Origin of the sequence: Novosphingobium pentaromativorans US6-1, from assembly GCF_000767465.1 — a bacterium.
Taxonomy (GTDB): domain Bacteria; phylum Pseudomonadota; class Alphaproteobacteria; order Sphingomonadales; family Sphingomonadaceae; genus Novosphingobium; species Novosphingobium pentaromativorans.
Genome location: NZ_CP009291.1, coordinates 1304882 through 1329858, shown reverse-complemented (window position 1 = coordinate 1329858; position 24977 = coordinate 1304882). Strand labels below are relative to the sequence as shown.

General features: G+C 63.6%; 31 protein-coding genes. 7 read left to right on the top strand and 24 right to left on the bottom strand.

Annotated features, from left to right (window positions below):
• Positions 1-41 precede the first annotated feature (41 nt).
• The 8 genes from JI59_RS06230 to JI59_RS06195 form a co-directional block, all read right to left on the bottom strand.
• Entirely contained in the window at positions 42-875 is an 834-nt protein-coding gene (locus JI59_RS06230; RefSeq protein ID WP_007013639.1) for a DUF4198 domain-containing protein, read from the bottom strand.
• A 13-nt stretch (positions 876-888) separates the two neighbouring features.
• Entirely contained in the window at positions 889-1392 is a 504-nt protein-coding gene (locus JI59_RS06225) for a DUF2271 domain-containing protein (RefSeq protein ID WP_007013640.1), read from the bottom strand.
• A 7-nt stretch (positions 1393-1399) separates the two neighbouring features.
• Positions 1400-2071, bottom strand: coding sequence for a PepSY-associated TM helix domain-containing protein (locus JI59_RS06220; protein ID WP_052117951.1), 672 nt, complete (start codon positions 2069-2071; stop codon positions 1400-1402).
• A gap of 39 nt (positions 2072-2110) precedes the next feature.
• Complete coding sequence (locus tag JI59_RS26705; RefSeq protein WP_007013642.1) at positions 2111-2920, bottom strand: energy transducer TonB; 810 nt, start codon at positions 2918-2920, stop codon at positions 2111-2113.
• A 56-nt stretch (positions 2921-2976) separates the two neighbouring features.
• Complete coding sequence (locus JI59_RS06210) at positions 2977-5184, bottom strand: TonB-dependent receptor (protein ID WP_007013643.1); 2208 nt, start codon at positions 5182-5184, stop codon at positions 2977-2979.
• Positions 5185-5269: 85 nt separating this feature from the next.
• Positions 5270-5953, bottom strand: coding sequence for a Fe2+-dependent dioxygenase (locus tag JI59_RS06205; protein ID WP_007013644.1), 684 nt, complete (start codon positions 5951-5953; stop codon positions 5270-5272).
• Between the two features lie 95 nt (positions 5954-6048).
• Positions 6049-7167: a GGDEF domain-containing protein gene (locus JI59_RS06200; RefSeq protein ID WP_238532559.1), complete on the bottom strand. Its 1119-nt coding sequence runs from the start codon at positions 7165-7167 to the stop codon at positions 6049-6051.
• 68 nt (positions 7168-7235) lie between these two features.
• A complete protein-coding gene (locus tag JI59_RS06195; protein ID WP_052117846.1) occupies positions 7236-9488 on the bottom strand; it encodes a sensor domain-containing phosphodiesterase in 2253 nt (750 codons plus the stop codon).
• Positions 9489-9578: 90 nt separating this feature from the next.
• Here JI59_RS06195 and JI59_RS27335 point away from each other — a divergent pair, with 90 nt between their 5' ends.
• The 3 genes from JI59_RS27335 (at position 9579) to JI59_RS06185 (ending at position 11985) form a co-directional block, all read left to right on the top strand.
• Entirely contained in the window at positions 9579-9755 is a 177-nt protein-coding gene (locus JI59_RS27335; protein WP_203226087.1) for a hypothetical protein, read from the top strand.
• A gap of 263 nt (positions 9756-10018) precedes the next feature.
• Positions 10019-11500, top strand: a complete 1482-nt coding sequence (locus tag JI59_RS06190; protein ID WP_007013648.1) for an AMP-binding protein — start codon at positions 10019-10021, stop codon at positions 11498-11500.
• A gap of 176 nt (positions 11501-11676) precedes the next feature.
• A complete protein-coding gene (locus tag JI59_RS06185; protein ID WP_081473987.1) occupies positions 11677-11985 on the top strand; it encodes a PilZ domain-containing protein in 309 nt (102 codons plus the stop codon).
• 23 nt (positions 11986-12008) lie between these two features.
• Here the strand turns inward: JI59_RS06185 and JI59_RS06180 are convergent, their stop codons facing one another.
• The 8 genes from JI59_RS06180 to JI59_RS06150 all read right to left on the bottom strand — a co-directional run bounded on the left by JI59_RS06180 (position 12009) and on the right by JI59_RS06150 (position 16978).
• Entirely contained in the window at positions 12009-12803 is a 795-nt protein-coding gene (locus tag JI59_RS06180) for an NUDIX hydrolase (RefSeq protein ID WP_007013651.1), read from the bottom strand.
• Between the two features lie 396 nt (positions 12804-13199).
• Entirely contained in the window at positions 13200-13529 is a 330-nt protein-coding gene (gene grxD / locus JI59_RS06175; protein ID WP_007013652.1) for a Grx4 family monothiol glutaredoxin, read from the bottom strand.
• Between the two features lie 34 nt (positions 13530-13563).
• Positions 13564-13797, bottom strand: a complete 234-nt coding sequence (locus tag JI59_RS06170; RefSeq protein WP_007013653.1) for a BolA family protein — start codon at positions 13795-13797, stop codon at positions 13564-13566.
• A gap of 36 nt (positions 13798-13833) precedes the next feature.
• Positions 13834-14157, bottom strand: coding sequence for a DUF1476 domain-containing protein (locus JI59_RS06165; RefSeq protein WP_007013654.1), 324 nt, complete (start codon positions 14155-14157; stop codon positions 13834-13836).
• Between the two features lie 133 nt (positions 14158-14290).
• Positions 14291-14893, bottom strand: coding sequence for a 3-isopropylmalate dehydratase small subunit (gene leuD, locus JI59_RS06160; RefSeq protein ID WP_007013655.1), 603 nt, complete (start codon positions 14891-14893; stop codon positions 14291-14293).
• Positions 14893-15057 (bottom strand): hypothetical protein, encoded by a 165-nt coding sequence (locus JI59_RS27330; protein ID WP_007013656.1) that lies wholly within the window; start codon positions 15055-15057, stop codon positions 14893-14895. The genes leuD and JI59_RS27330 overlap by 1 nt, the downstream gene beginning before the upstream one ends.
• 4 nt (positions 15058-15061) lie before the next feature.
• Complete coding sequence (gene leuC, locus JI59_RS06155) at positions 15062-16495, bottom strand: 3-isopropylmalate dehydratase large subunit (RefSeq protein WP_007013657.1); 1434 nt, start codon at positions 16493-16495, stop codon at positions 15062-15064.
• Positions 16496-16591: 96 nt separating this feature from the next.
• A complete protein-coding gene (locus JI59_RS06150) occupies positions 16592-16978 on the bottom strand; it encodes a hypothetical protein (RefSeq protein WP_007013659.1) in 387 nt (128 codons plus the stop codon).
• A 183-nt stretch (positions 16979-17161) separates the two neighbouring features.
• On the opposite strand from JI59_RS06150, the gene JI59_RS06145 reads away from it, so the two are divergent.
• Positions 17162-17680 carry a sterol desaturase family protein gene (locus tag JI59_RS06145; protein ID WP_007013658.1) on the top strand — a complete coding sequence of 173 codons (519 nt, stop codon included), beginning with the start codon at positions 17162-17164 and terminating at the stop codon, positions 17678-17680.
• Positions 17681-17695: 15 nt separating this feature from the next.
• Here the strand turns inward: JI59_RS06145 and JI59_RS06140 are convergent, their stop codons facing one another.
• Both JI59_RS06140 and JI59_RS06135 read right to left on the bottom strand, forming a co-directional pair.
• Positions 17696-18055, bottom strand: a complete 360-nt coding sequence (locus JI59_RS06140) for a YbaN family protein (RefSeq protein WP_007013660.1) — start codon at positions 18053-18055, stop codon at positions 17696-17698.
• Complete coding sequence (locus JI59_RS06135; protein WP_007013661.1) at positions 18042-18452, bottom strand: SufE family protein; 411 nt, start codon at positions 18450-18452, stop codon at positions 18042-18044. The genes JI59_RS06140 and JI59_RS06135 overlap by 14 nt, the downstream gene beginning before the upstream one ends.
• A gap of 139 nt (positions 18453-18591) precedes the next feature.
• Between JI59_RS06135 and JI59_RS06130 the strand changes: the two genes are divergently transcribed.
• On the top strand, positions 18592-20616 hold the full coding sequence (locus JI59_RS06130; protein ID WP_052117844.1) for an NAD(+) synthase: 2025 nt from the start codon (positions 18592-18594) through the stop codon (positions 20614-20616).
• Here JI59_RS06130 and JI59_RS06125 read toward each other — a convergent pair whose 3' ends face one another.
• The 6 genes from JI59_RS06125 to JI59_RS06100 all read right to left on the bottom strand — a co-directional run bounded on the left by JI59_RS06125 (position 20617) and on the right by JI59_RS06100 (position 23035).
• Positions 20617-20853: a hypothetical protein gene (locus JI59_RS06125; protein WP_007013664.1), complete on the bottom strand. Its 237-nt coding sequence runs from the start codon at positions 20851-20853 to the stop codon at positions 20617-20619.
• Positions 20850-21143: a hypothetical protein gene (locus JI59_RS06120; protein WP_007013665.1), complete on the bottom strand. Its 294-nt coding sequence runs from the start codon at positions 21141-21143 to the stop codon at positions 20850-20852. The genes JI59_RS06125 and JI59_RS06120 overlap by 4 nt, the downstream gene beginning before the upstream one ends.
• Before the next feature lie 36 nt (positions 21144-21179).
• Positions 21180-21464: a hypothetical protein gene (locus JI59_RS06115; RefSeq protein ID WP_007013666.1), complete on the bottom strand. Its 285-nt coding sequence runs from the start codon at positions 21462-21464 to the stop codon at positions 21180-21182.
• Between the two features lie 29 nt (positions 21465-21493).
• Positions 21494-21871, bottom strand: a complete 378-nt coding sequence (locus tag JI59_RS06110) for a PspC domain-containing protein (protein ID WP_007013667.1) — start codon at positions 21869-21871, stop codon at positions 21494-21496.
• 121 nt (positions 21872-21992) lie between these two features.
• A complete protein-coding gene (pspA, locus tag JI59_RS06105) occupies positions 21993-22853 on the bottom strand; it encodes a phage shock protein PspA (protein WP_038575650.1) in 861 nt (286 codons plus the stop codon).
• Positions 22850-23035: a hypothetical protein gene (locus JI59_RS06100; RefSeq protein ID WP_038575646.1), complete on the bottom strand. Its 186-nt coding sequence runs from the start codon at positions 23033-23035 to the stop codon at positions 22850-22852. The genes pspA and JI59_RS06100 overlap by 4 nt, the downstream gene beginning before the upstream one ends.
• A gap of 165 nt (positions 23036-23200) precedes the next feature.
• Between JI59_RS06100 and pspF the strand changes: the two genes are divergently transcribed.
• Complete coding sequence (gene pspF / locus JI59_RS06095; RefSeq protein ID WP_007013670.1) at positions 23201-24238, top strand: phage shock protein operon transcriptional activator; 1038 nt, start codon at positions 23201-23203, stop codon at positions 24236-24238.
• 137 nt (positions 24239-24375) lie between these two features.
• A complete protein-coding gene (locus JI59_RS06090) occupies positions 24376-24891 on the top strand; it encodes a helix-turn-helix domain-containing protein (protein WP_007013671.1) in 516 nt (171 codons plus the stop codon).
• The last annotated feature ends 86 nt before the right edge of the window (positions 24892-24977 follow it).

The following is a 24977-nucleotide window of genomic DNA, read 5'->3' as shown; positions in this document are numbered from 1 at the left end:
GATGCGGATCGCGGCTCTCCTTCAGGTCATGGGTAGCCGGATCAGGGCGCCATGACTTCCAGCGTCGTGACGTAGCCGAGGCCGCGCTCGGTCGCGCCGGGGATGCTGGTGTTCTTGTCCTTGGTTTCGGCCTCGAGCCAGTACATGCCCGGCTGCGGCCAGGCGAGCCTGACTTCGCCCTTAGCGTCGCTGGTCGCCTTCACTTCGACCGGCTGGTTGGCATAGCGGCCGCCGCCGAGGATGGCGGTCAGTTCAATGCCGGCAGCAGGCTTGCCGTCGATCAGGAAGCGGAACACGCCTTCCTCGTTTGCGACGAGATCGTTGGGGTGGGTTACGGGTACCAATTCCAAGCCCTTGCCGCTCGGCGTGAAAACGGTGTCGGTCGGGGCTCCCAGCGTCACGAAGAACTCGTTGCGCATCAGGTTTTCGCGGACTTCGACATCGGTCGCGCCGGCCGGGATCAGGTTCTCGATCTCGCTTGCCTGAGCGCCGCGCGGCAGGCGCTTCTGCTCGCCGTTCAGCTTGTAGCGGCCGAACACGCCGCTGCGCATGTTGCCAATCTTCCAGGTGCCTGGTTGGTCCAGGTGCAGATCGAAGGTGGAGCGGATCTTGCCGCTGGCCGCGTTCTCGATCGAGCCGGCGCTACCGTCCGGTTTCTCGACCTTCACGCCGTCGGTGCCGAGCGGGAAGTGGTTGGGATAGAACAGGTCGTTCGAAACCGCTCCGTCCACTGTGATCCAGGCATCTTCGCCGGACAGGATCGTCTCGGAGGGGAGGAACCAGGCTCGGTGCGCCTGGGCCGATCCGGGCAGGACGGCGGCCAGCGAGATGGCAAGGAAGGCGGCGCGGGCGCCAAGACGGCTGCGCATTTTCATGAGGTCAGTCCTTTCAGGGCTTGATGGTGGCGGCAACGCTGCCGAGTTCGGTCTTGCCGCTGGCGCGGGCGGTCGATGCGCTCTTGCCGCCCAGCGAGACGGGCAGCTTGACGACTTCGCGGCCGCCGACTTCGCGCGCGGCCTCGACCACGAGCTGGTAATTCCCGGCGGGCAGGCCGCGCAGGGCGGCGGCCGGGATCGAAAGCTTCTGCGGGCCGGGGGCACGCGTTGCGCCCGAGACGCCGTCAATCGATGCGCTGCGGCCCGCCTTGCGCCACCAGGTGCGCATTTCGTTGAGCCACTTCTTGCCTTCGCCGCCGCGCTTGTCCTTGTCGTACCACACGGACAGCGTGCGCACCTTGCCGCCATCGCCTTCCAGCCAGACAGCGACGTATGGGCGATGGTATTCGGCGACCGAGAGGCGCGGGATCGTAATGTCGAGCGTTATCGTGTCGGCCATCGCCGGGCTGGCGATGGTGGCAGCGCCGGTCAGGGCGAAAAGCGAAGTCTTGCGCATGATGTCCTCAGTGAATGAAGAAGAGGGCGAGAAGGAACGGAACCAGGAAGCCGAGGCCGGTAAGCGGCCAGGTCGCCGGGCGGTTTCGGCCATGGAGCCAGAGCAGCACGAAGCCGGTGCCGATGAAGACCATGGCCGACAGCACGAAGACGTCGATGAACAGGCGCCATGCCTTGCCGGTGTCGCGGCCCTTGTGCAGGTCGTTGAGGTAGGAGATCCAGCCGCGGTCGGTCATTTCCCAGGTGACTTCGCCACTGGCGCGGTCGATCGCTACCCAGGCATCGCCGCCGGGGCGTGGCATGGCGAGATAGATTTCATCCTCGCTCAGTTCGGCGGGGCGATCTGAAATGGCCATGCCGGTCTGGCTGGACAGCGCGGTTCGCAGGTCGCCGGGAAGCGGGGCCTTGCCCTCGGTGGCGAGGCCGGAGAGGCTTTCGCGCATCTCGGCCGGAAGGTTTGCCGATCCCTCGACGACCTGCGGTTGGGAGCTGATGTCGGCGGCGTGGTTGAGAGTGAACCCGGTCAACACAAAGAGCATCAGGCCGACGAGCGAGATGGCCGAGCTGATCCAGTGCCAGGTGTGCAGGTGGCGCAGCCAGAAGCCGCGGGTCAGTTTCCTGCGCGGGCGGGCTGTGCCGCCCGATCGACCCGAGGGGGTGGCATTGGCGCCAACGCGCATGGTCGTGGTCGTATCGGGCAAGGCGGTCTCGTTCATGGATCAGTTCAGGTGGAAGCCGACGGGCACGAGCACCCAGGCGGCAACCGGCTTCCCGGCCTGTTTGGCCGGAACGAAGCGCCACTTGCGCACGGTCTGGATCGCGGCCTTGTCGAGCCGGTCGAAGCCGCTGGACTCGTTGATCTCTATGTCACCGGCGCGGCCTTCGGGCGTGACCAGGACCTTGAGCATCACCGTGCCTTGCTCCCGCGCGCGGCGTGCGGCGTAGGGATAGGTGGGGCCGGGATTGTTGAGCTGGGCGGCGGAAAAATCGGGCGGGGTCACCGGGGCCGGTGGCGCGGGCGGGGCCTTGGGCGCTGGCGGCGCATCGACCTTGACGGCAACCGCGCTCTGCACCGGGGCCGCGTCGATCACCATCGGGGACTTCGAGGGCAGCTCGATCATCGGCTTGACGACTGTCGGCTGCGCTTCCCGGACCAGCGGTTGCGGCTCGATCTCGGGCTGAGGTGCGGGCTCGGGCGGGGGTGCCGGCGGGGAGACGGCGAAGACCGTCAGGTGCTTTTGCGGCGCCTTCGCAACCTTGACCACGCCCATGCCGAGCAGGGCGGCAATGGCGAGGACATGGATCGCGGCGACGATCGCAAAGGCCCGATAGTTGAAGCCGCCCGGGGCATAGCGCGCACCGGACGGTTCAAGGACTCGGTCAATTTCAGGTTCCCGGGCGACCGGGGGGGGCGCGGAAGGGACGATCCATGTCGTCTCGTCCTTCGGCGCGCGTTCCTTCGGGCGCGCCGCGCCCTTCGCCTGCCCGGATGCGATCGGGTCAAGGGTATCGGTAATGGATAGTTCCATGGTCGTCCTCAACATGCAATTTCGGGGGGCAGGGAAGGGGCGGCGTCAGGCTGGCCTCAGTAGCTCGCGCTGAGCGTGACGAGGGCCTGGCGACCGGCGGACGGCACCGCGAAGTGCGGATTGCGCAGCTTCGTGACGTAGCGCTTGTCGGTCAGGTTGCGCAGGTTCAGTTTGACCGAGAAGTTCTCGTTGAAGCGGAAGCCGGCATTGGCATCGAAGCGCCAGTAGCCGTTCGCCTCGATAAGGTTCGCCGTGTCGGCATAGCGCTGGGAGGCGTGATAGGCGCCGCCGCCGATGCTGAACCGGTCGGTCACGTCGACACTCGAGGTGAGCGCCACGTTGTGCTTGGGCGTGTTGGGCAGGGCGTTGCCGTTGTCCGCACTGCTGTCGCGCAACGAGCTGTCGGTGTAGCTATACCCGGCAAGCAGCGAGACCGGCCCGACGCGGCCCGACGCACCGACTTCGAAGCCCTTGATGCGCGCCTTGTTGGCGATGATCATCTGATCCCCGGTTTCCGGATTGAAGTCGCGAATGTTGCTGCGGTCGATCTGGAATGCGGCTGCCGTCAGGCTGAGTGCACCGCCGAAGAGATCGGCCTTGGCGCCCACTTCCCAGTTTTCCATGGTTTGCGGTTCGTAATTGGCGTTCGTGCCGCTCACGGCATTTGCGCCTTCGCCGACGTCCGCGCCCGGAGGCGTGGCCGAGTCCGCATAGGAGAAGTAGATGCTGGCATTCTCGACCGGCTTGAAGACGACGCCGCCCTGCCAGGTCCAGAAGTCGGTCTTCTTGTCGACCGAGTAAGGAACGCCGCGGCTCGAACCGCTCGCACGGATATTGAAGCTGGTCCAGCGTACGCCGCCGTTGACCAGCAGCTGCGGGATGATCGTGACCGTGTCGAAAGCGTAGAAGCTGTAGTCTTCAGCGCGGGTGAGGACAGGGCTGTCGGTGTTGAGAGCAATCGTCCCGGCCCACGGATCCGAGGGGTTGGGATTGTCGAGCGTGGTGCAGTTGTAGTCCGCCAGCGAAGCGCAGGTGCTGTCGCCGGTATCGACCGAGTAGGAATAACGGTCGGTGTCGGAAGCCGACATCTCGAAGCCCATCGCGATGCTGTGTTCGATGCCGCCGGTCTTGAACCGGCCTGCCAGGTTCAGGTTGTTGACGAGGCTCTGGTTGAGCGAATTGCGGCTCTTGACCCCGCGCCAGACGAGGCCGTTGGCGACGTTGCCCTTGCTGTCGTCCGGGTTGGTGACGATGTAGTCGTTGCGCGCGCGCGACCAGCGGGCCGTGTTCGACAGAACCCAGCCGCTGCCGAAGTCATGCTGGAACTGGAAGGTGACCGAGTCGACCTTGGTCTTCTGGAAATCCCGGTTCTTCAGGCCATAGAAGTTGTCGTAGTCGGTGTCGGCCGGGCGGCGCGATCCTTCGGGGAGCACGCCGTCGAGCTGGCCGCGCGAGGTGAGCGGAATGCCGTAGTCCGGCATGTCGTCGGTCTCGTAGTGGTAGTACGAGAGCGTCGCGGTGGTTTCGGTGCCGATTCCCCAAGTGACGGAAGGAGCGATGCCCCAGCGCTTGTTGAAGACCGCATCGCGCCCGGCGACATCGGCATCGTGCCACAGGCCGTTGATGCGCACGGCCAGCTTGTCGGCCAGCTTCTGGTTGACGTCCACGGTCACGCGCTTGAAGTCGTCGGTGCCCACGGTCACGTCGGCATTGGCGAAGTTGCCGTCGCGCGGCATCTTGGAGACGATGTTGATGGCGCCGCCGGCCGAGCCTCGGCCGCCGAACGCGCCCGTGGAGCCCTTGAAGACCTCGATGCGCTCTACCGCGAAAGTCTCGCGGGTCTGCGAGCCGACGTCGCGGGCGCCGTCGACGTAAGTGTCCGAGGTTGCGTCGACGCCGCGGATCAGCGGGATGTCGGCGCTGGCGGTACCGCCTTCGCCGGCTCCCAGCGTGATGCCGGGGACGGTGCGCAGCGCATCGGCGAAATCAAATGATGCGGTGTCCTTGAGCACGTCGGTCGTGATGACGTTGACGGTGCGCGGGGTGTCGATCAGCGGAGCCGTGGACTTGGGACTCTGGACGTGATCGGCGCCGTAATCCTCTTCAATGGCGCTTTCGGTGACGGAGACGCCCTCGAGGCGGACCGGCTGGTTCTTGGTTTCCTGGGCCGTGGCCTGAACCGGAGCCGTCGCAATGAAACCAACGCAGCTCAGAGCGACGAAGCTGGCGGCCGCCTGGCCGCCAGTAATGCGGGTACGCGTCATAAAATCCCCTGTTGAATCTCGACAGGGGCTATTGCGAGTCAGTCGCAATGAGTCAATGCTTAATGCGAATTATTTTCATTAACAATCAGGTGTCCGCCCAGCGACGCAGCAGGTTGTGGTAGAGGTTGGTCAGTTCCAGAACGACCGGATCCTGCCCGCCGCGTTCGGCCGAAAGCGTCTGGATCGAACAGTCGAGGCGATAGAGCTGTTCGCGCTCGCCGTGGTCGCGAACCATGCTCTGCAGCCAGAAGAAGCTGGAGATGCGCTCACCGCGCGTGACCGGCGTCACGTGGTGCAGGCTGGACGCGGGGTAGAGCACCATGTCTCCGGCGCGCAGCTTGACCCGTTGTTCGCCGTAAAGATCCTCGATCACCAGCTCGCCGCCGTCGTAGTCCTCGGGCTCGGTCAGGAACAGGGTGCAGGACAAGTCGCTGCGGATGCGGAATTCGGTGCCCTGGACCTGCCGGATCGCATTGTCGACGTGGGCGCCGAACGCCTGCCCGCCGCCGTAGCGGTTGAACAGGGGGGGAAAGACCTTGAGCGGCAGGGCGGCCGCCACGAACCGCGGTGTGCGGCCCAGCGCGGCGGCGACCATCTCCCCGGCCTGACGCTCCTTGGCGCTGCCGCTGCGCAGTTGCAGGTTGTTCTTGGCCAGACGCGACTGGTGGCCGGACGTCTCGTTGCCGTCGACCCATTCCCCGCTGTCGATCAGCGCGCGGCAGGCGGCGACTTCATCGGGGGACATGATTCCTTCAAGCTTGAGCAACATGCGTCTCTCTCCATGATTGAAGGCCGCGCACCTAAGTCAGGACGGGTGCCCAAGACAACCGCGAAGATGCCCCCGGGGCTTCGCCGCGGTGCGGTTCAGGCGAAGTCGCGCAGTGCCGCGGTCTCGTTGCGGGCCCGTTTGCGGGCGTAGAGCTTCTCGTCGGCCTCCTGCAGCAGCATGTCGAGCCGCTGGCCGCGGTCGGTGCTGACCGCGGTTCCGATGCAGGTGCTGATCGAAACGTCGTGGTCGCCGATTTCGAAGGGCTGCGCGATCGTCGCGCCGATGCGGCGGGCAAGCAGGTCCGCTTCGTCGGCGCGCTGCAGTCCGAACTGGATGACCGCGAATTCGTCTCCGCCCAGCCGCGCGACGATATCGCCGCTGCGGATCGCACCGCGCAGGCGGCTGGCCACGGACGTAAGCAGGGCATCGCCGACCCCGTGGCCATAAGTATCGTTGACCGGCTTGAAGCCATCGAGATCGAGATAATGCACGGCGATGAGCCCATTGGGAGAGATCGTCGCTGCGTTTTCCTCGTAATATTCCTGAAGCGCGAGCCGGTTTGGCAGGGCGGTCAGCGTGTCATGGCGGGCGAGCGATACCGATGCCAGTCGCTTGGCGATTTCCGCGCGCATTGTGTCATGCCGCATGAGGACCGTTTGCGAGCCGCCGAACAGAAAGGCGATGGTGATGATCCCCAGGCCGATGTGCACCGCGTCGGCGCGAATGGCGCAAACCAGGATCGTCGGCCCGATCGCCATGCACATGCTGGGGACGGCGATGTTGGGACGCAGACCCGTTCCGGTCGCGACGCCGGCGCAATAGCCGACGAGCAAGGCGATGATGAGTGTGTGCGCCTCGCTCACCGGCATCCAGAATACATAGGCGCCGTAAAGCCCCAGCAGAGCCGCGAATGCGAGGTAGGGACATGCGAAGGTCAGTTCCAGCCTTCGCGCGAGCCGGCGGTCCAATGCCGCGGTGAGCGCCATGGCGCGATAGGCGATCGTCACGGCGACCCGGGCCAGACTTACAAGCGCACTGCAAATGCCGAGGACAACCAGAAGCGGATCGCTCTCATGGGCTTCGAACCAGACGATGCCGAATGCAAGGATGAAGGCGAACATCATGATCACGGCGGGCGTGATGTTTGCGAAAAGGCTGCGGACGAGCTCAACATAGACTCGGTCGTTAAGCGGTTCTGTCGAACTCAATGGCACGCTTGTTTCCTTCCCAGCTTGCCGGCTCTTGGCCGCAGCGCGACGTTCTCCTCCTTAAACGACAAAGATTAGCCTTGTCGTAAACGCTCGCTTGCGGGCCGATCGCTATCGGCAACGGGCATGATCGCCGTTTCGGATCGGCAGTCGCGTGCAAGTAGAGGTCTGGACAGAAGGAAGCCCTGGCCCAGATGGCAGCCCATCTCGCACAACATTGTCAGTTGCTCGGGGGTTTCGATCCCTTCGGCTATGATGTCGATGGACAGGCTTCGGGCCATGGCGATGACACCCGCCACGATCGAATGGGCATCGCGGTCCTGTGCGATGTCGCACACGAAACTGCGGTCGATCTTCACCTTGTCGATCGGGAAGACCTTGAGGTGCGTCAGCGAGGAAAACCCGGTGCCGAAATCATCCAGTGCGATGGAGACGCCTGCAGCCTTCAACCGCTCGAGGACGGCGCGCATGCGTTCGAGATCGTTCACCAGCAGCATCGTCTCGGTAACTTCCAGAGTGACGCGATGCGTGGGAATGTCATGGGCCGCCAGGGTGGACAGCAGCATGTCGACGTAGTTGCTCCCCAGCAGGTCGGCCTCGGTTGCATTGATGCTGACGAAGTCCGGGGCCTGGGGTGAACGCGAAATCTCGGCGAAGTCGGCGGCGACGAGGGTCATCATGCGCGAGGCGACGAGACGGGACAATTCCGGTTCGACAAGCGCGGGAAGCAATTGCGCGGCAGTCATTTCCTCGCCTGCGGCGTTCGTCAGGCGCAGCAGCGCCTCGTAGCCTTGCGTCCGACCTGTGCGAAGGTCGACGATTGGCTGGTAGCGGGCGAAGATGCGGCCATGTTCCAGGGCTGCGCGAATTTCCAGCTCGATGGCCTTGCGTGCCTGTTTCCGCTCTTCAAAAGACCGGTCGTAGAAGTGGACGAGACCCATCCCGGTGGTCTTGCCCAGGTGGAGCGCCTGATTGGCGCGCCGGACCAGCTCCTTGCCGGATATCCCGGGTTCGCACTCCGCAACGCCGCACGTGGCCCGCAGGTAGATCGTGCGGTGGGTCTGCTCGATCGGGACGGCAATGGCGTCGATCACCCTGCGGGCGAACTCGTAGACGGCCTTGGTCGACGCATCCCCGGGTATCGTCACGGCAAACTCGTCGCCGCCCCATCGCGCAAGCGAGTAGGGATCCTTTGCAAGGGACGCGATGCGCGCACTCACTTCGCGCAGCGCCAGGTCCCCCGCGGTATGCCCGTAGATCTCGTTGGTGTCCTTGAGGCCGTCGAGGTCGAACATCATCAGGTGTCGCGGTTTTTCTGCCGCGCCGCTCGAACGGATGGTTTCGTCGAGATGCGCCACGAAGGCATTGCGGTTAAGCAAGCCCGTCAGGTCGTCGATCTCGGCTGCGCGCTTCAGGGCAAGGTGCGCGTTATGCCGGTCCGTCACGTCCATGAGAACGCCGATGATCCGCGCCCCGCCGTCGGCGACCTCTCGCCTCTGGCCGATGATGTGCGCCCGCTTCGCTTCGCCGGTTCGTGTGATGATGTCGACTTCGGTGTCGATTTCGGCGGCGCCGGCGATCATGGCCCGGATCGCTTCGCGAACCTTTGGCCGGTGATGGGGCACGATATAGCCAATCGCCATTTCGCCATCGATCGGCATGTCCTTGGGATGGCCGTGGATGGCGTGAATGCTGTCCGACCAGATGAGGCGGGCGTTCTGGACGTCGAATTCCCAGGCGCCGATCCGGGCGATCTTTTCCATCTGGCGAAAGGTGAGGTTGACCTGCTCGAGCCTGTCCTTCTCCGCTGCCAGATTGCGGTGCATCCTGTCCAGCTCGAGATTGAGGGCATGGGCGGCAATGAGCTGCTCGACCAGCGCCGAGAGATTTTCGAGGAGTTCGACGTGCGCGTCGTTGAACTTGTCCTTTGCCCTGTCGGCTGCGCAGACGGTACCCAGGACATGCCCATCCGGAGAGCGCACGGGATAGCCGATGTATGACCGGATTTGCGGGCCCGAGTTCGCCAATATGCTATCGGCAAAGCGGGTGTCCTTGCGGGTGTCCCGGACCAGCAGGGGTTTGCCGAAGGCGACCGGGTAATTGCAGAAGGCCAGCTCGCGCGGCGTTTCCTTGACGTCGATTCCGCGCGAGGCAAGGAACCACTGCCGCCGTTCGTCCATCAGCGAGATCATCGCTATCGAGGAGTCGAGCGCCAGGCTGACAAGGCGCACGATATCGTCGAAGGACGAATGCCCGGGGCTGTCGAGCAAAGCCAGTTGTCTGAGCGCAGCGACCCGCTCTGCGTCATTCGGTGGAATGGGGGGCATTATGTTCTGGTATTCCTTGCGCGCGACGATCCGAATTCTTTTTGGTGCTTTAATTTACGCTCTTGAAATTATTTGGTTATTTTTTCGATAATGTATTGGAGTTTGTTTGAGCAAGGGCGGTGCGAGGTGCTGATCGCCAGGGTTTTCGCAGGCCCAGCGCTTCCGGGCAAGGGCAACAGCGATCATACTGACGCTATTGCGACGCATTTTTTAAAGCTTGGCGACGAGTTGCGCTGGGCATGTACCGCAGCAGTTACCGGCGTGTGACATGTATCGCCTCAGTTGAGCTCATGACGGCGTCATGTTTTTGACGTCATGGCGCCGAAGGAAAATGCGGCATGGCAAGGAAACTTCCGGCCGTGCCATTTGGCTGTGTAATATTCTTTATATATTCCGGTAAGTTGAGGTGGTTTCCACACGGGAGCGCGGCTCTGCCGGACGCACCCACCGGCCGGATGGCAGGGCTTGCGCATCGCGTGCACCTCCCCCATTCGGCGAGCACGAACACGACTTTGGGAAAGAGGCAGGAAATGTCGGGCGATCTTCATTCTCGCTTTGCGCGCAGCTTCGAGGCGTTTGCCGATCGAGTTCTTGTCGAGGATGGGGCGCGGCGCTGGACCTACCGCGAAATCGAGGTGGAGGCGGGGCGTCTGGCCGGGCGACTTCAGGCGCTCGGCGTGGCGCCGGGCGAACGGGTTCTCGTGCAGACCGACAAGAACGTCGAGACGCTCTTGCTCTACATCGCGACGATCCGGGCCGGGGCGATCTACCTGCCGCTCAACATCGACTATACCGAGTCCGAACTGACTTATTTCGCGGCCGACGCGACGCCGGTTCTGGCTGTCTGCCGAGAACGGAGCACCGAACTCTTCGCCCGCATCGGCGGCGGCGCGATGCAGGTGACGACGCTTGAGCGCCTCTTCGCCGACTTGCCGGAAGAGGGGGCCGCGCCCGTGCCGCGCCGGAGCGACGATATCGCAGCGATCCTTTATACTTCCGGCACGACCGGCAAGCCCAAGGGGGCCATGCTCACGCAGGACAACCTCGCGTCCAATGGCGAGATGCTGATCGACTTCTGGCGATTCACGCATGAGGATCGGCTCATTCATGCCTTGCCGATATTCCACGTCCATGGCCTGTTCGTTGCGGTGCACTGCGTGCTTTTCTCGGGCGCGTCGATGGTCTTCCTGCCCAGGTTCGAGAGCGCGCGCGTGATCGAACTGATGGCGGATTCGACGGTCTTGATGGGTGTGCCCACGTTCTACACCCGCCTGCTTGCCGATCCCGGCTTCACCCGCGAGACAGCTGCCGACATGCGCCTGTTCATCTCCGGCTCGGCCCCGCTGTCGGCCGACATCCACCGCGCGTTCGAGGCGCGCTGCGGCCACCGGGTGCTGGAGCGCTACGGCATGACCGAAACCGGGATGCTCACCTCCAACCCATATGAGGGTGAGCGCCGTGCTGGCTATGTGGGCCCGCCGCTGCCCGGGGTTTCGCTGCGCATTGCCGAGTTTGAAACCGGCAAGGTGCTGCCTCGGGGGGAAGTCGGCATAGTCGAAGTCAAGGGACGCAACATCTTCAAGGGCTATTGGCAGATGCCTGAGAAGACCGCGGCCGAGTTCCGCGGCGATGGCTGGTTCATCACCGGCGACATGGGGGTGATCGATGCCGATGGTTACGTCCAGCTGGTCGGGCGCGAGAAGGACCTGATCATCTCTGGCGGCCTCAACGTTTACCCCGCCGAAGTCGAGGCACTGCTGGACGATCGCGATGACGTGGCCGAGGCGGCGGTGATCGGTGTGCCGCATCCCGATTTCGGCGAAGCAGTCGTTGCAGTGGTCCAGCCATCGGGGGCGTTCGATCCCGAGGCGGTGCGAGAGGACCTGCGCAAGCAGCTGGCTGCGTTCAAGGTCCCCAAGGCGATCCTGACGCTCGACGTCTTGCCCCGCAACACGATGGGCAAGATACAGAAAAAGCTTCTGCGAGAGCGTTTCGCCGGGCTTTTCGCCTGACGTGTCGCGAAGTTCCTTGCAGGCAATGGGAAGTGGATCCGCTTGTTGGATTTTCTGAAAGGCCTGTTTCAACTATCTATAAAGACTGCATTATATTGGTTGAGTACTGTTTGCCTTTCGAGGGCGGCAAGTTGTCTTAAATATTGATCAACCAGTTTCGGTCACGATGAGCCGTTATGACTCGTCCCATGTTGCCTCGCCGGTACATCCGTCGGCCTGTATCTATGTCCGTGCAGTGCCGCACGCACACAGGCATGCGCGATCGGGGCGTGATTTCCGACATTTCGATCGAAGGGTGCTGCATCCGACCGCGAAGCCTTTTCTTCAAGGTCGGCACGCGGGTGATGATCCGACCCGAAGGCATGGAAGTCCTCACCGGCGTAGTGCGGTGGAACAAGGACGATGTGGCCGGGATCGAATTCGACCGGCCTATGTATGGTCCTGTCGTCGATTACCTGGTTCTGAGGCACGGCCCCGAAGCCTGATTCGCTTTGGTCGCGGGGACAGGCTAACCGCGCAAGAGGGTGGTCTTGGGTTCACCCAGCACGGGGTATCCCGCGCCCTCGGGCAGCATCAGCCATTTCTCGCCGTCCTGTTCGACGAACGCGCCGGTGATGCGGCACACCGGATAGCGGGCAATATCTTCAAGCACTTGCTCGAAGGAACTGAACTGGGCCAACCTTTCCAGGTTGCGCCGGGTCGGGAAGATGACCGTGATCTCGCCGCGATCCGCCATGGCCAGGGCATCGGCGGCGCTGGTCCAGAACAGGCGCGTGTTCTCCGTCGCATCGACTTCGACCTCGACCGAGCCGGTTCCGAGGTTGTGAATGAAAAAGCGGGTATCGAAGGCACGCTCCCATGGCGGGCACCAGTGGGCATAGAGCGTCAGACTGTCGGGGTCGAGTTGCCAGCCGAAGTGATCGAGTACCGGGGCAAGCCTGCCCTGTTCGAACAACATCGCGCGGGCTGCCGCTGCTTGCGCCGCACTGACCGGCTCGCGCGTGGCGATCATGAGGCCGGTTTCCTCGAGTGTCTCACGGATACCGGCGATCTTGGCTGCGGCCCTTTCGATCGGGACCTGGGGAAGCAGTACTTTCGCAAGATCGCGGTCGGCAGGATCTATCCGCCCGCCGGGCCAGACGGCTGCCCCGCCGGCAAAGCGCATTTCCTTCGCCCGCTGCAGCATCAGCAACTCCGGTGCATTGCCGGTTTGCGACTTGCGGAAGATGAGCACGGTTGCGGCCGGGATGACATTCGGGCCATCTGCGGCCATGGGCTCGTCGGTCGGCGGGAACTTGAACATGGGCATGCTCTCGCGCGGCGGGCGAGCGCAGGCAAGTCATATTTGTGAGAGTTTGGCCGGGAGCTGGTGTCGGGCAGCTTTACAAAGTGGGCTAACCAGCCATGAAGTATTGAAGCAAATGATCTGAAAACAAAGAGAAAATGCAAACTGGCACGGTCCATGCTTATAGCTTGGTACCCCCGAGTAGTCTCGAATAGAGGCGGGGCCGACCAGTCTCCACGGCCCCGTCTCCCCGAGGCGTCTTTTTCGAAATCGGCAATTTGGCACAGCAGCGCTCCGACATGGATGCGCCGCCCGGCAATGCCTCGTTTCCAGCATCTCCAAGGCACGGCGAAACGCCCGGAAGCTTCCTTCCGGGCGCCTGAATCATGCCTGGTGCGCAAGCGCCTTGAGGGATCAGCCCTGCGTGGCGAGGCCTGAATCGATGAAAAGCTGGTGAAGCTCGCCGGCCTCGTACATTTCCATCATGATGTCGCTGCCGCCGACGAATTCGCCCTTTACATAGAGCTGGGGGATCGTCGGCCAATCCGAGTAGGTCTTGATGCCCTGGCGTATTTCCATGTCCTGCAGCACGTCGACGCTCTCATAGGGAGCGCCGAGGTGATCGAGGATCGCCACCGCCCGGCTCGAAAAGCCGCACTGGGGGAATAGCGGCGTCCCTTTCATGAACAGGACGATGTCGTTCTTGTTTACAATCTCGCCGATGCGGGCGTTGACTTCGGACATGGTGAAGGCTGACCTTTTAATCTTCTACGCAAGCTCAGTTGGGAACGGCGGTCGTCAGTTGCAAGGCATGGAGTTCGCCGCCCATGCGACCGCCCAGTGCTTCGTAGACCATCTTGTGCTGCGCAACGCGCGGCTTGCCGGTGAATGCGGCGGAAACCACGTGCGCGGAATAATGGTCGCCGTCACCGGCAAGGTCCGTGATCGTCACTTGCGCATCGGGCAGCGAAGCCCGGATGAGGGTTTCGATCTGTTCTGCGGACATTGCCATAGTTGGGTTCCCTGAGTTTCCTGTGCCCTGCGCTTCTCAGACTTCGCCGAGAAAGGCGCGGCGGGCCTCGACCTGCTTGGCCTCAAGCGCGGTGCGCACTTCGGCCTCGGTGGTCTCGACGCCGGCGGCGGTGATGTCGCCGAGCAGCTTGCGGATGACGTCTTCGTCGCCGGCTTCCTCGAAGTCGGCCTGGACGACGGCCTTGGCATAGGCTTCGGTTTCGGCCTGCGAAAGGCCCATGCGTTCTGCGGCCCATTCCCCGAGGAGGCGGTTGCGGCGCGCCTGAATGCGGAACTGCGTATCGGCATCATGTGCGAACTTGGCTTCTTCGGCGCGTTCGCGGTCTTCAAAACTCGTCATATGACAACCTCGAAAATAATGCCCACGGGAATAGGGCCCCTGTTATTTACCAGAAGCGGATAAGGCCCGGATTGACTTGGTTCAATCCAGATTCGCCGATTGCCCTTATTCCTTCGTCATGGCGAAGGTTTTTTCAGTCGACCGTCGAGATGGTGCGGGCAAGGAAAGGCATTTCCTCTTTCGCGCGCGTTTCGTGAGCCTTGATGGCATCGCCCTGCGCCATGGTCAGGCCCACTTCGTCGAGACCTTCGAGCAGGCAGTGCTTGCGGAAAGGATCGATTTCGAAGGTGAAGCGGTCCTGGAACGGCGTCGTTACGGACTGTGTTGCCAGGTCGACGTCGATATCGTCGCTTTTCGCCACTTCCAGCAGGCGGTCGACCGCATCCTGCGGCAGCGCCACGGTAAGGATGCCGTTCTTGAAAGCATTGCTGGCGAAGATGTCGGAGAAGCTGGGCGCGATCACGCAGGTCACGCCCATGTCTAGCAGGGCCCAGGCGGCGTGTTCACGGCTGGAGCCGCAGCCGAAGTTGTCGCCTGCAATCAGGATCGGCGCACCGGCATATTCCGGGTCGGTGAAGACGTTGCCCGGTTCCTGCTTGACCGCCTCGAAGGCACCCTGGCCAAGCCCTTCGCGGGTGATCGTCTTGAGCCAGGCGGCCGGGATGATGACGTCGGTGTCGACGTTCTTGCGGCCGAACGGAATGGCGCGGCCGGTTACGTGCGAAATGGGTTCCATCAGTCGGTCTCCGGCGCCTCTTCGGGGTGGAGCGGCTTTTCCTCATTGCGGGCCTTGCGGCGCTTCACGAAGAGCAGGGCGGCGGCGATGGCGGCAGAGCCAATGGCGGCGCCGGCGGCAATGGCGGCCTTGCTGGCCAGATTGCTTTCGGATTCCTCGGACATCTTCTTATCCTACCAGATCGCGCACGTCTGTCAGCTTGCCGGTGACGGCAGCCGCTGCGGCCATGGCCGGGCTCATCAGGTGGGTGCGTGCACCGGGGCCCTGGCGCCCGGTGAAATTGCGGTTGCTGGTCGAGGCGCATCGCTCTCCGGCGGGAACCTTGTCCGGGTTCATCGCAAGGCAGGCCGAGCAGCCCGGTTCGCGCCATTCGAGACCGGCCTCGATGATGATCTTGTCGAGCCCTTCGGCCTCGGCCTGCTGTTTGACGAGGCCCGAGCCGGGGACGATGATCGCCCACTTGACGTTGTCGGCCTTGTGGCGGCCCTTGAGCACTTCGGCGGCAGCGCGGATGTCCTCGATGCGGCTGTTGGTGCATGAGCCGATGAAGACGTTTTGCACTTCGATGTCGGTCAGCTTCGTGCCGGGCGTCAGGCCCATGTACTCGAGACTGACCTTCACTGCGCTCTGCTTCGAAGGGTCGGCGAAGTCTTCCGGCGCCGGAACGACGCCGCCGATCGCGGACGTATCCTCGGGGCTGGTGCCCCAGGTCACGGTCGGCTGGATGTCTTCGGCGCGGATCAGGACGGTCTTGTCGAAAGTTGCGCCTTCATCGGTGGCAAGGCTCTTCCACCAGGCCACTGCCTTGTCCCATTCCTCGCCCTTGGGCGCGTAGGGGCGTCCCTTGATGTATGCGAAAGTGGTCTCATCGGGAGCGACCAGGCCGGCGCGCGCGCCCCCTTCGATCGACATGTTGCAGACCGTCAGGCGGCCCTCGATCGACATTTCCTCGAAGACGTTGCCGCGGTACTCGATCACGTGGCCGGTGCCGCCGGCAGTACCGATCTGGCCGATGATGTGGAGAATTACGTCCTTGGGCGTGACGCCGGCACCCAGCGTGCCCTCGACGCGCACTTCCATGGTCTTGGACTGCTTGAGCAGCAGGGTCTGCGTAGCGAGAACGTGCTCGACCTCGCTGGTGCCGATGCCGAATGCCAGGGCGCCCAGGCCGCCGTGGCAGGCGGTGTGGCTGTCGCCGCACACGATCGTCGCGCCAGGCAGCGAGAAGCCCTGCTCGGGGCCGACGACGTGGACGATGCCCTGTTCCGGGTCGGTCGAATCGATGTAGCGGATGCCGAACTCGGGCGCATTCTTCTGAAGCGCGGCGAGCTGCTGGGCGCTCTGCTCATCGGCGATGGGCAGGACATTGCCTGCAGCGTCCTTGCGCGCCGTAGTCGGCAGGTTGTGGTCGGGAACCGCGAGCGTAAGGTCTGGGCGGCGCACCGGGCGTCCGGCGGCGCGAAGGCTTTCGAAGGCCTGCGGGCTGGTCACCTCGTGGATGATGTGCCTGTCTATATAGACGAGGCAGGTACCGTCGTCGCGCTGGTCGACGACGTGGGCGTCCCAGATCTTCTGGTAGAGTGTACGCGGTTTCGTGCTCATGATCAGGGGCGATTAGGCGCGCTCGCCCCGCAATTCAAGCGGAACGAGCGCGACTTTTCGTAGGGCGGATGTTGAGCTTCGGCCCGGTGCCTTGTGTCAGCCGCGGCGGTTGTCGCGGTCATGGCGTTCCATGCGCAGGGCAATGTGGACGCGATCGACCTTGCGCTGGAGGATCTGCATCTCCCGGGCCGAGAGGCCGTTGCGGGCATAGCTGGCGTAGAGGCGCTGGATCCCGGCAGCGTCGCGGCGCAGGCCCTTGGCTTCGCGCTGGCTGATCGTCCGGCGGGCGGCTGCACGGTCAATGTCGCGGCGCAGGTCGTTGATGTCGCTGCGGATCGATGCGTTGCGGGCCGGGGTGTGGCGCGCCGCGTCATGGCGGACATTGTCGTAGCGCGCGGCTTCGTGGGCCGATGCCGGGGCGATGGTGGCGATGCCCAGCACGGCGACGAGGGCGGGGGCGACGATCTTGGTCAGGGTGCGCATGATGTCATTTCCTTGTTTGCATCTGTCCGGAAACGGCGGGGCAACTCGGGGGTGCTGCTCGGCGTTCCGTGCATTCAGAAATATGACTGCGAAGATGAACGGCAGGAATATAACCCGTCGCAAATTCATGCGTATTTGTAAGAGAGTGTCGCAGGGCGCGATTGCAGTGCTATAGCGATCCGCATGTCCGCAGTTGTTGCCAGCCTGATCGTCCTTGCCACCGTGGCCGTGATGGAATTCGTCGCATGGTCGAGCCACAAGTACGTCATGCACGGGTTCGGCTGGGCCTGGCACCGCGATCATCACGAACCGCACGACAACCTGCTGGAGAAGAACGACCTCTTCGCGCTCGTCGGCGCAGGGATGAGCATTTCGATGTTCGCGCTCGGCTCTCCGCTTGTCCTCGGAGAGAGCGCCTGGGCGCCGGCTACGTGGATCGGCCTCGGCATCCTCGTCTATGGTGTGATCTACACCCTGATTCACGATGGCCTCGTCCACCAGCGGTATTTCCGCTGGGTGCCCAAGCGCGGCTATGCCAAGCGGCTGGTGCAGGCGCACAAGCTGCACCACGCAACGATCGGCAAGGAAGGCGGAGTGAGCTTCGGCTTCGTGGTCGCCCGCGATCCGGCAGTGCTCAAGCGCGAACTGCGCGAGCAGCGCCAGGCCGGCATCGCTGTCCTGCGCGAGGCGGTCGAGGACTGAGCCAGGCTTCCGGCCCTATTCGGGCCGCGTCCATATCCAGGGGCCCAGAATCGCCAGCACCGCGACCGGGATCAGGAACCAGGGCCAGCCGGTCAGCAGCCATGTGAAGGGAATCGAGGCGGTCATAGCGAGGATCGCGGAGACCTTGCCCTTGCGGCTGATCGCCCGGCGATCGCGCCAGGCGCGCAGGTGATGGCCGTGGATGGGATGGTTGTGAAGCTTTTCCGCCCATTCGGGATGGCTCTTGGAAAAGCACCAGGCCGCCAGCAGGTAGAACACCACGGTCGGCATGATCGGCAGGAAGATGCCGATGGTCCCCAGCGCGACGAAGAAGATCCCCGCCGCCAGCCAGACCCCGCGTTTAACTTGCCGCATACCGGGCTGCTGTTTCGCGAATCAGGGTGATCATGTTGGGCACGCCCTGAGTGCGGTTGGACGACAGCTGGTTCTTCAGGTCGAAAGGTTCGAGCGCGGCGGCGATGTCGGTTGCAGCGACATCGGCGGCGGGCCTGTCCTGCACGGCAGAGATCACCAGTGCGACGATGCCCTTGGTGATGGCCGCGTTGCTGTCGGCCAGGAAGTGCAGTCTGCCGTCGTCCTGCGCCATCGGATAGACCCAGACGCTGGCCGAGCAGCCGCGCACCCTGGTCGCATCGGTCTTGAGCGCATCGGGCATGGCGTCCAGTTCGCGGCCGAGTTCGATCAGCAGGCGATAGCGTTCGTCGCCATCGAGGAATTCGTACTCTTCGCGGATATCGTCGAGGCTGCGCATGCTAGGCCATTTAAGCGCCGAATGGGCAAGGGCAAGGGGATTCCTTGCCTCGCCAGCGTCTTGCTGTCAGTGGAGTCACTAAAGAGACGTACGGAGCCCCGCAACCTTGAACGCCACGCACAGCCACCCGTTCTACGCCATGCACGAGCACGGTTTCGTGCGCGTCGCGACCTCCACGCCGCACGTGCGCACGGCAGACGTCGCCTTCAATCGCGACGCGATCCTGGCCGAGGCGCGCCGCGCGCACGAGGCGCATGTCGATCTGCTGGTCTATCCCGAACTGTGCCTGTCCTCCTACGCGATCGACGACCTGCACCTTCAGCAGGCCATGATCGAGGCAGTCGAGGCGGCGATCGGCGAAATCGTCAAGGCAAGCGCGCAATTGACGCCTGTGCTTCTGATCGGCGCTGCGCTGCGCAAGAACGGCCGGCTCTACAACTGCGCTTTGGCAATCGCTCATGGCAAGCTTCTGGGCGCGGTTCCCAAGTCCTACCTGCCCAACTATCGCGAATTCTACGAAAAGCGCTGGTTCGCCAGCGGGAAGGACATTCGCGGCCAGTCGATCCGGGTCAATGGGCACGATGTGCCTTTCGGCACGGACCTCGTCTTTGCCTCCGAAGTCCTGCCGGGCTTCCGCTTCTTCGCCGAGATCTGCGAGGATTTCTGGGCCGCGACCCCGCCCAGTTCGCTTGGCGCGCTCGCCGGGGCGACGATCCTGTGCAACCTTTCGGCTTCCAACATCGTGATCGGCAAGTCGGACGAGCGGCACATGCTCTGCCGCTCGCAATCGGCCCGCGCGACCGCGGCCTATGTCTATTGCGCCGCCGGGCACGGCGAGAGCACGACCGACCTTGCCTGGGACGGGCAGGGCGTCATCTACGAACTGGGTGACCTGCTTGCCGAATCCGAGCGTTTCTCGCTCGATCCCGAGCTGTGCATCGCCGACGTCGACTGCGACCGTATCCTCAACGACCGGATGCGCCTGCCGACCTTCAACGATTCCGGCGAAGTGGCCGGGCGGCCGGACGAGACGTTCCGCACCGTTTCGTTCCGACACGCGCCCGCGGGGCGCGATATAGGCCTGATCCGGCAGGTGAGTCGCTTTCCCTTCGTTCCCGACCGCGCAGAGCGGCTCGATGCGGACTGCTACGAGGCGTTCAACATCCAGGTCGACGGCCTCATGCGCCGCATCGAATCGACCGGCGCGAAGTCGATGGTCATCGGCGTTTCGGGCGGCCTCGATTCGACCCATGCGCTGATCGTCGCCGCCCGGGCCTGCGACCGGCTGGGCCTGCCGCGCACTTTCATCCGCGGCTATACGATGCCCGGCTTCGGCACGAGCGAGGGCACCAAGTCCAATGCCTGGAAGCTGATGAAGGCCCTGGGCATTACCGCCGACGAAATCGACATCATTCCCGCCTCGACCCGGATGCTGGAGGACATCGGCCATGCCTTCGCCGACGGTGAGCCGGTTTACGACGTGACGTTCGAGAACGTGCAGGCGGGCCTGCGCACCGACTATCTCTTCCGTCTGGCCAGCCAGAACAGCGGTTTCGTGATCGGCACCGGCGACCTGTCCGAACTGGCGCTGGGCTGGTGCACATATGGCGTGGGCGACCAGATGAGCCATTACGCGGTCAATTCCGGCGTGCCCAAGACGCTGATCCAGTACCTGATCCGCTGGTGTGCGACGACTGGCGACTTCGACAAGCCGACCGCGAAGATCCTGCTGGCGATTCTGGCTACCGAGATCTCTCCCGAACTGGTCCCGGCCGGGGCCGACGGCGCGATCCAGAGCACCGAGGCCAAGATCGGGCCATACGAACTCAACGATTTCTTCCTGCACCACGTGATGCGGTTCGGGCAGAAGCCTTCGAAAGTGGCGTTCCTTGCCTGGCATGCCTGGCATGACACGGCGGCGGGCACCTGGCCGGCCGGGTTCCCGGACGAGCGCAAGAATGCCTACGACCTGGAGACCATCCGCAGCTGGCTCGAGAAATTCCTGGGCCGCTTCTTCGCCTTCAGCCAGTTCAAGCGCTCGGCGATCCCCAACGGGCCCAAGGTGTCTTCTGGCGGGGCGCTGAGCCCGCGCGGGGACTGGCGTGCACCGTCCGATGCAAGCGCGGCGGTCTGGCTGGCGGAACTGGAAGCGCGGCTGCCCTGATCAGTCGCGCAGCGATTCGATCTCGCGCGAGAGATCGGAGCTGCGCCGATCGTCGGTGGCAATGCGTTCGAGCACCGAGATGCGTTTGCGCAGGGCTTCCACCTCGTGCTCGAGTTTTTCCTCGCGGGCGCTGTGGCCCGGCCCGCGACGGTCGCCGATGGCGCGGTATTTTTGCGAGCGCAGCCAGGTAATCGACGCGATGGCGAAAAGAACGACAACGGCAGTCCAGAAACTCATTGCGTGACAACCTCTTGTGCATCGCTGTCGCGCAAGGCCTCGATCTGCATGGCGATCGGGTTCTTGCTCTCGGCATCGGTGACAATTCTTTCCAGGACGCGCAGGCGCTGCTCCAGCTCGGCGCAATGCACCTCAAGCTGCTTTGCATGCTGCGTTTCCCTGCCGGCAAGGAGTTCCAACTTCCGCTGCTGGAAGTCAAGCCGGCGCTTGTAGGCGCCCGATACGAGCGCGACCATGGCGATCAGTGCGCCCATGAGCGCGGCAAAGGCAACGACATCACCGAAACCCATCGTATTCTGCCCCTGTAACCCGGCCGCAAGCGGCTCTCAGTTGACGGATGTGTCCCTTTCGGACTTGCGCAGCGCGTCGCCGTCGCGCGTATCGCGCAGGGCCTCGATCTGCAGGGCGGTGTCGTAACCGCCATCGGTGATGATTCGCTCGAGTACCCGCACGCGTTCCTCGAGTTCGGCGTTGCTGGTTGCGTACTGAGCGGCCTTTTCGGCGGTCGCCTTAACCTGGAGCTCCGCCATCTTGCGCTGGTGCCGGGTCCAGATCGCTACGATCGGGATCGACAGCGCCACGATGGGGATGAGTTCCGCAAAGTTGAACATGAGAAGCGGTCCTTTCGTGAGGCCTGCGCTCAGCGCAGGCTCTCGATCTCGGCGGCGAGCCGCGAATTGCTGCTGGTGTAGTGGGCTTCCATGTCCGCCACGCGGCGGTCGATGTCGGAGATTTCCGAGCGCAGGCGCGTCGAGCGGCCCTGCCTGGAGCGGCGGCGCTCCATGCGGCGCAGCAGGCGCTCTTCCTCTTCCTCGCTGTAGAGGTAGTTGGGGCGCTTGTCGGCCAGCACCATGACCGCGATGTAGATCGGAATGGTAAGGTAGAAGCCGAAGAAAGTCAGCAGAACGGCGGCCAGACGGATCCAGAGCGCATCGACGCCCGTATAGTCGGCGATGCCGGCGCATACGCCTGCGAGCTTGGCATTCGACTTGTCGAGATAGAATTGTCCGCGTGACACTGGTGTTCCTTCCCTTGTTTGCGCGCGCCCCTGTTTGCGAATGGGCGTGCGCTGTCCCTGTTTCCCGGTCCTGGCCCATCGCGGGCGGAGCGCGCTTCCGGGAGCCTGGCGCGCGCCGCAATTATTCCGGTTGATCTTCGGCGCGCTTGCCCGATGCGTCGCTCGACTTCTCGGGGGCATGGCCCATGCTGCGCTTCATCTCGGCAAGCTCGGCCTCGATCTTGTCGCCATCGGCGAGCGCGGCGATCTCCTCGGCGAGCGTCGGCTGGCGCCTGTCGGCGAGGCCCAGCGCCTCGGCCCGACCTTCGGCATAATCGACGCGTCGCTCAAGCTGGTCGAAGCGTGCCATCGCCTCGTCCACGCGCTCGCTCGAAAGCAGCGTGCGCAGTTTGACCCTATTTTCGGCGCTCTGCAAGCGTGCGGCGATGGAGCTCTGGCGGCTGCGGGCCTCGCGAAGGCGGCTCTGCAGCTTTTCGATATCTTCCTCGTAGGCGCGCAGCGCATCGTCCAGGACGAGGACTTCCTCGCGCAGCTGGGCCGCCATGTCCGCTGCCTTCTTGCGTTCGATCAGCGCGGCGCGGGCAAGGTCCTCACGGTTCTTGCTGAGGGCCAGCTGGGCTTTTTCCGCCCAGTCGTCCTGCAGCTTTTCCAGCTTGGCGACATGGCGGCGCAGTTCCTTCTGGTCGGCGATCGTGCGCGCGCTCGAAGTGCGGACCTCGACGAGGGTCTCCTCCATCTCGAGGATGATCAGCCGGATCATCTTGGCGGGATCTTCGGCCTTGTCGAGCATGTCGTTGAAGTTCGCGGCGATGATGTCGCGCGTGCGGGAGAAGATACCCATCCTGATGTTTCCTTTGATGTAGGTCGGGCCGAAGTTCTGGGTCTGGGCGTCGGTGGTTGCGGCGCTGAAGCGGGCCTCCTCGGTGCCGGAATGCTTGACCGGATTCTGGAGGATTTCGATTTCCGCGTCGAGCCTGCTCATTGCAGCGGCACGCCGCAAACCGGCGCAGCGGCATAGGCCTTGGCCGGGCCGACCTGGTCGGAAAGGGCGAGGATATTGAGAGTGCCCATGGCGAGGACGCTGGCGATGATCGCCCAGTCGAGTTTGCTGCGCACGCAGGGACGTTCCGGCTGGCGTTCGGTGCTGGCGATGCTGGTCGACATGACGTGAATTCCCTCAGTTTCCGGTCTTGCGTTCACTACGCCCCATGAATTGCAAAGGGCGTGCCAATTGTCGGAAATGGCGGAATTCCTGCGGTTCATCCAAAACTGAGCATCCACGGAAAAGATGAATTGCCAATGAATGGGAAATTTCGCTAATTATTGGCAATGGATCGCGACGTGCAGTTCATCGGCCAGTCGACGGCCTTCCTCGATGCGGTGGAGCGGGCCAGCCGTGCCGCCGCGGTCAGCCGGCCGGTTCTCGTCATCGGGGAGCGCGGGACCGGCAAGGAACTGATCGCCCAGCGCCTTCATCGCCTGTCCCCCCGCTGGGACGAGGCGCTCGTGACGATGAACTGCGCGGCACTTCCCGAAACGCTGATCGAGGCCGAGCTGTTCGGTCATGAAGCGGGCGCCTTCACGGGCGCGGTCAAGGCACGGGTCGGGCGCTTCGAGGAAGCGGATCGCGGCACCCTGTTTCTCGACGAACTGGGAACATTGTCCATGGCCGCGCAGGAGCGGCTGCTGCGCGCGATCGAGTATGGCGAGATCGCCCGGATCGGATCTTCGCGGCCCTCTATGGTCGATGTGCGCATCGTGGCCGCCACCAATGCCGACCTCCCGCGCCTTGCCGAAGAAGGCAGGTTCCGCGCCGACCTGCTCGACCGGCTGAGTTTCGAAGTCATCAATCTTCCTCCGCTGCGGGCGAGGGAAGGGGATGTCTTCGAACTGGCGGACTACTACGGGCGGCGCATGGCAGCCGAACTGGAGTGGCAGGACTGGCCCGGTTTCAGCGCGGCCGCGCTGGATGCGCTCGACGCCCATGCCTGGCCCGGCAATGTTCGCGAATTGCGCAATGTCGTGGAGCGGGCGGTCTATCGCTGGGGACTGGAAGACGAGCCGATTGCCGAAATCGTGTTCGATCCCTTCGAAAGCCCATGGCATCGACCGGCTCTGTCGCCGCAGCCGCGCAATGCTGAGCGGGAAGATGCGTCTGCAGCGCAGGCGGCATCACCGGCGACGGTTCCAGGCCACGAGAGCGTCGAAGACCTGCGCGGGGCAGTCGACGCCTACGAAAGCGGCTTGGTGCGGTCGGCGCTCGAACGCCATCGCTGGAACCAGCGCCGTGCGGCAGCGGCGTTGGGGCTTACGTATGACCAGATAAGGCATTGCATCCGCAAGCACAGGATCATGGAGTCGGAATAAACGGCGCGCGATCTTGCCACGAAGAAGTCGTTTTGCCATGCAATTAACTGACAGCTTAGGATAAGGTCGGCGCCGTATATGGCGTTCCGATTTGTCGTGTAGGGTAGGCATACAATAGGCGGGCGAGTCGTATTCCGGTGTTCGACGAAGATGAAGCCAGGTCACTGCTGGACAGCCTGACGGCCAAGCAGGTCGAAGTGCTGGACCTGCTTGCAATGCATCGCACCACCAAGGAAATCGCGCGCGAACTGAACATCGCGCCAAACACGGTTGACCAGCGGATATCCGCGGTTCGCGACAAGTGGGGAACCACCAACCGCAAGGACACCACGCGGCGCTACGTCGAGTTGCTGGAGTTATGTGACAAAACCACATGTGATTTTTCACGTGTCGACGATGAGCCCGGCGGCGGGGATGACGCTGATCAGGACTTGCCGGTCGATCCGGTCTTCGTCCTCTCCGATGCAAGGCCGTTGGCGATGCATCGCGAGTGGTACGAGGACAAGGGACGGCGACCGGCGGGCCTGGAGGCTTTCGATGCGAAATTCGGCAGGGCGGGGCGGCTGGTGGCCATTCTCGTTCTGGCCATGATCATGGCGATGACGCTCGCGTCCTCGCTGGCCATTGCCGATGCCCTGGGCAGGCTGATCTGACGGTCGGCCGTGACAGGGCGAACCGGCCCGGATCAGCGCCGATTGCCTTCGAACCTGAATGAGCGCCGGGGGCGCCAGCGGAGACG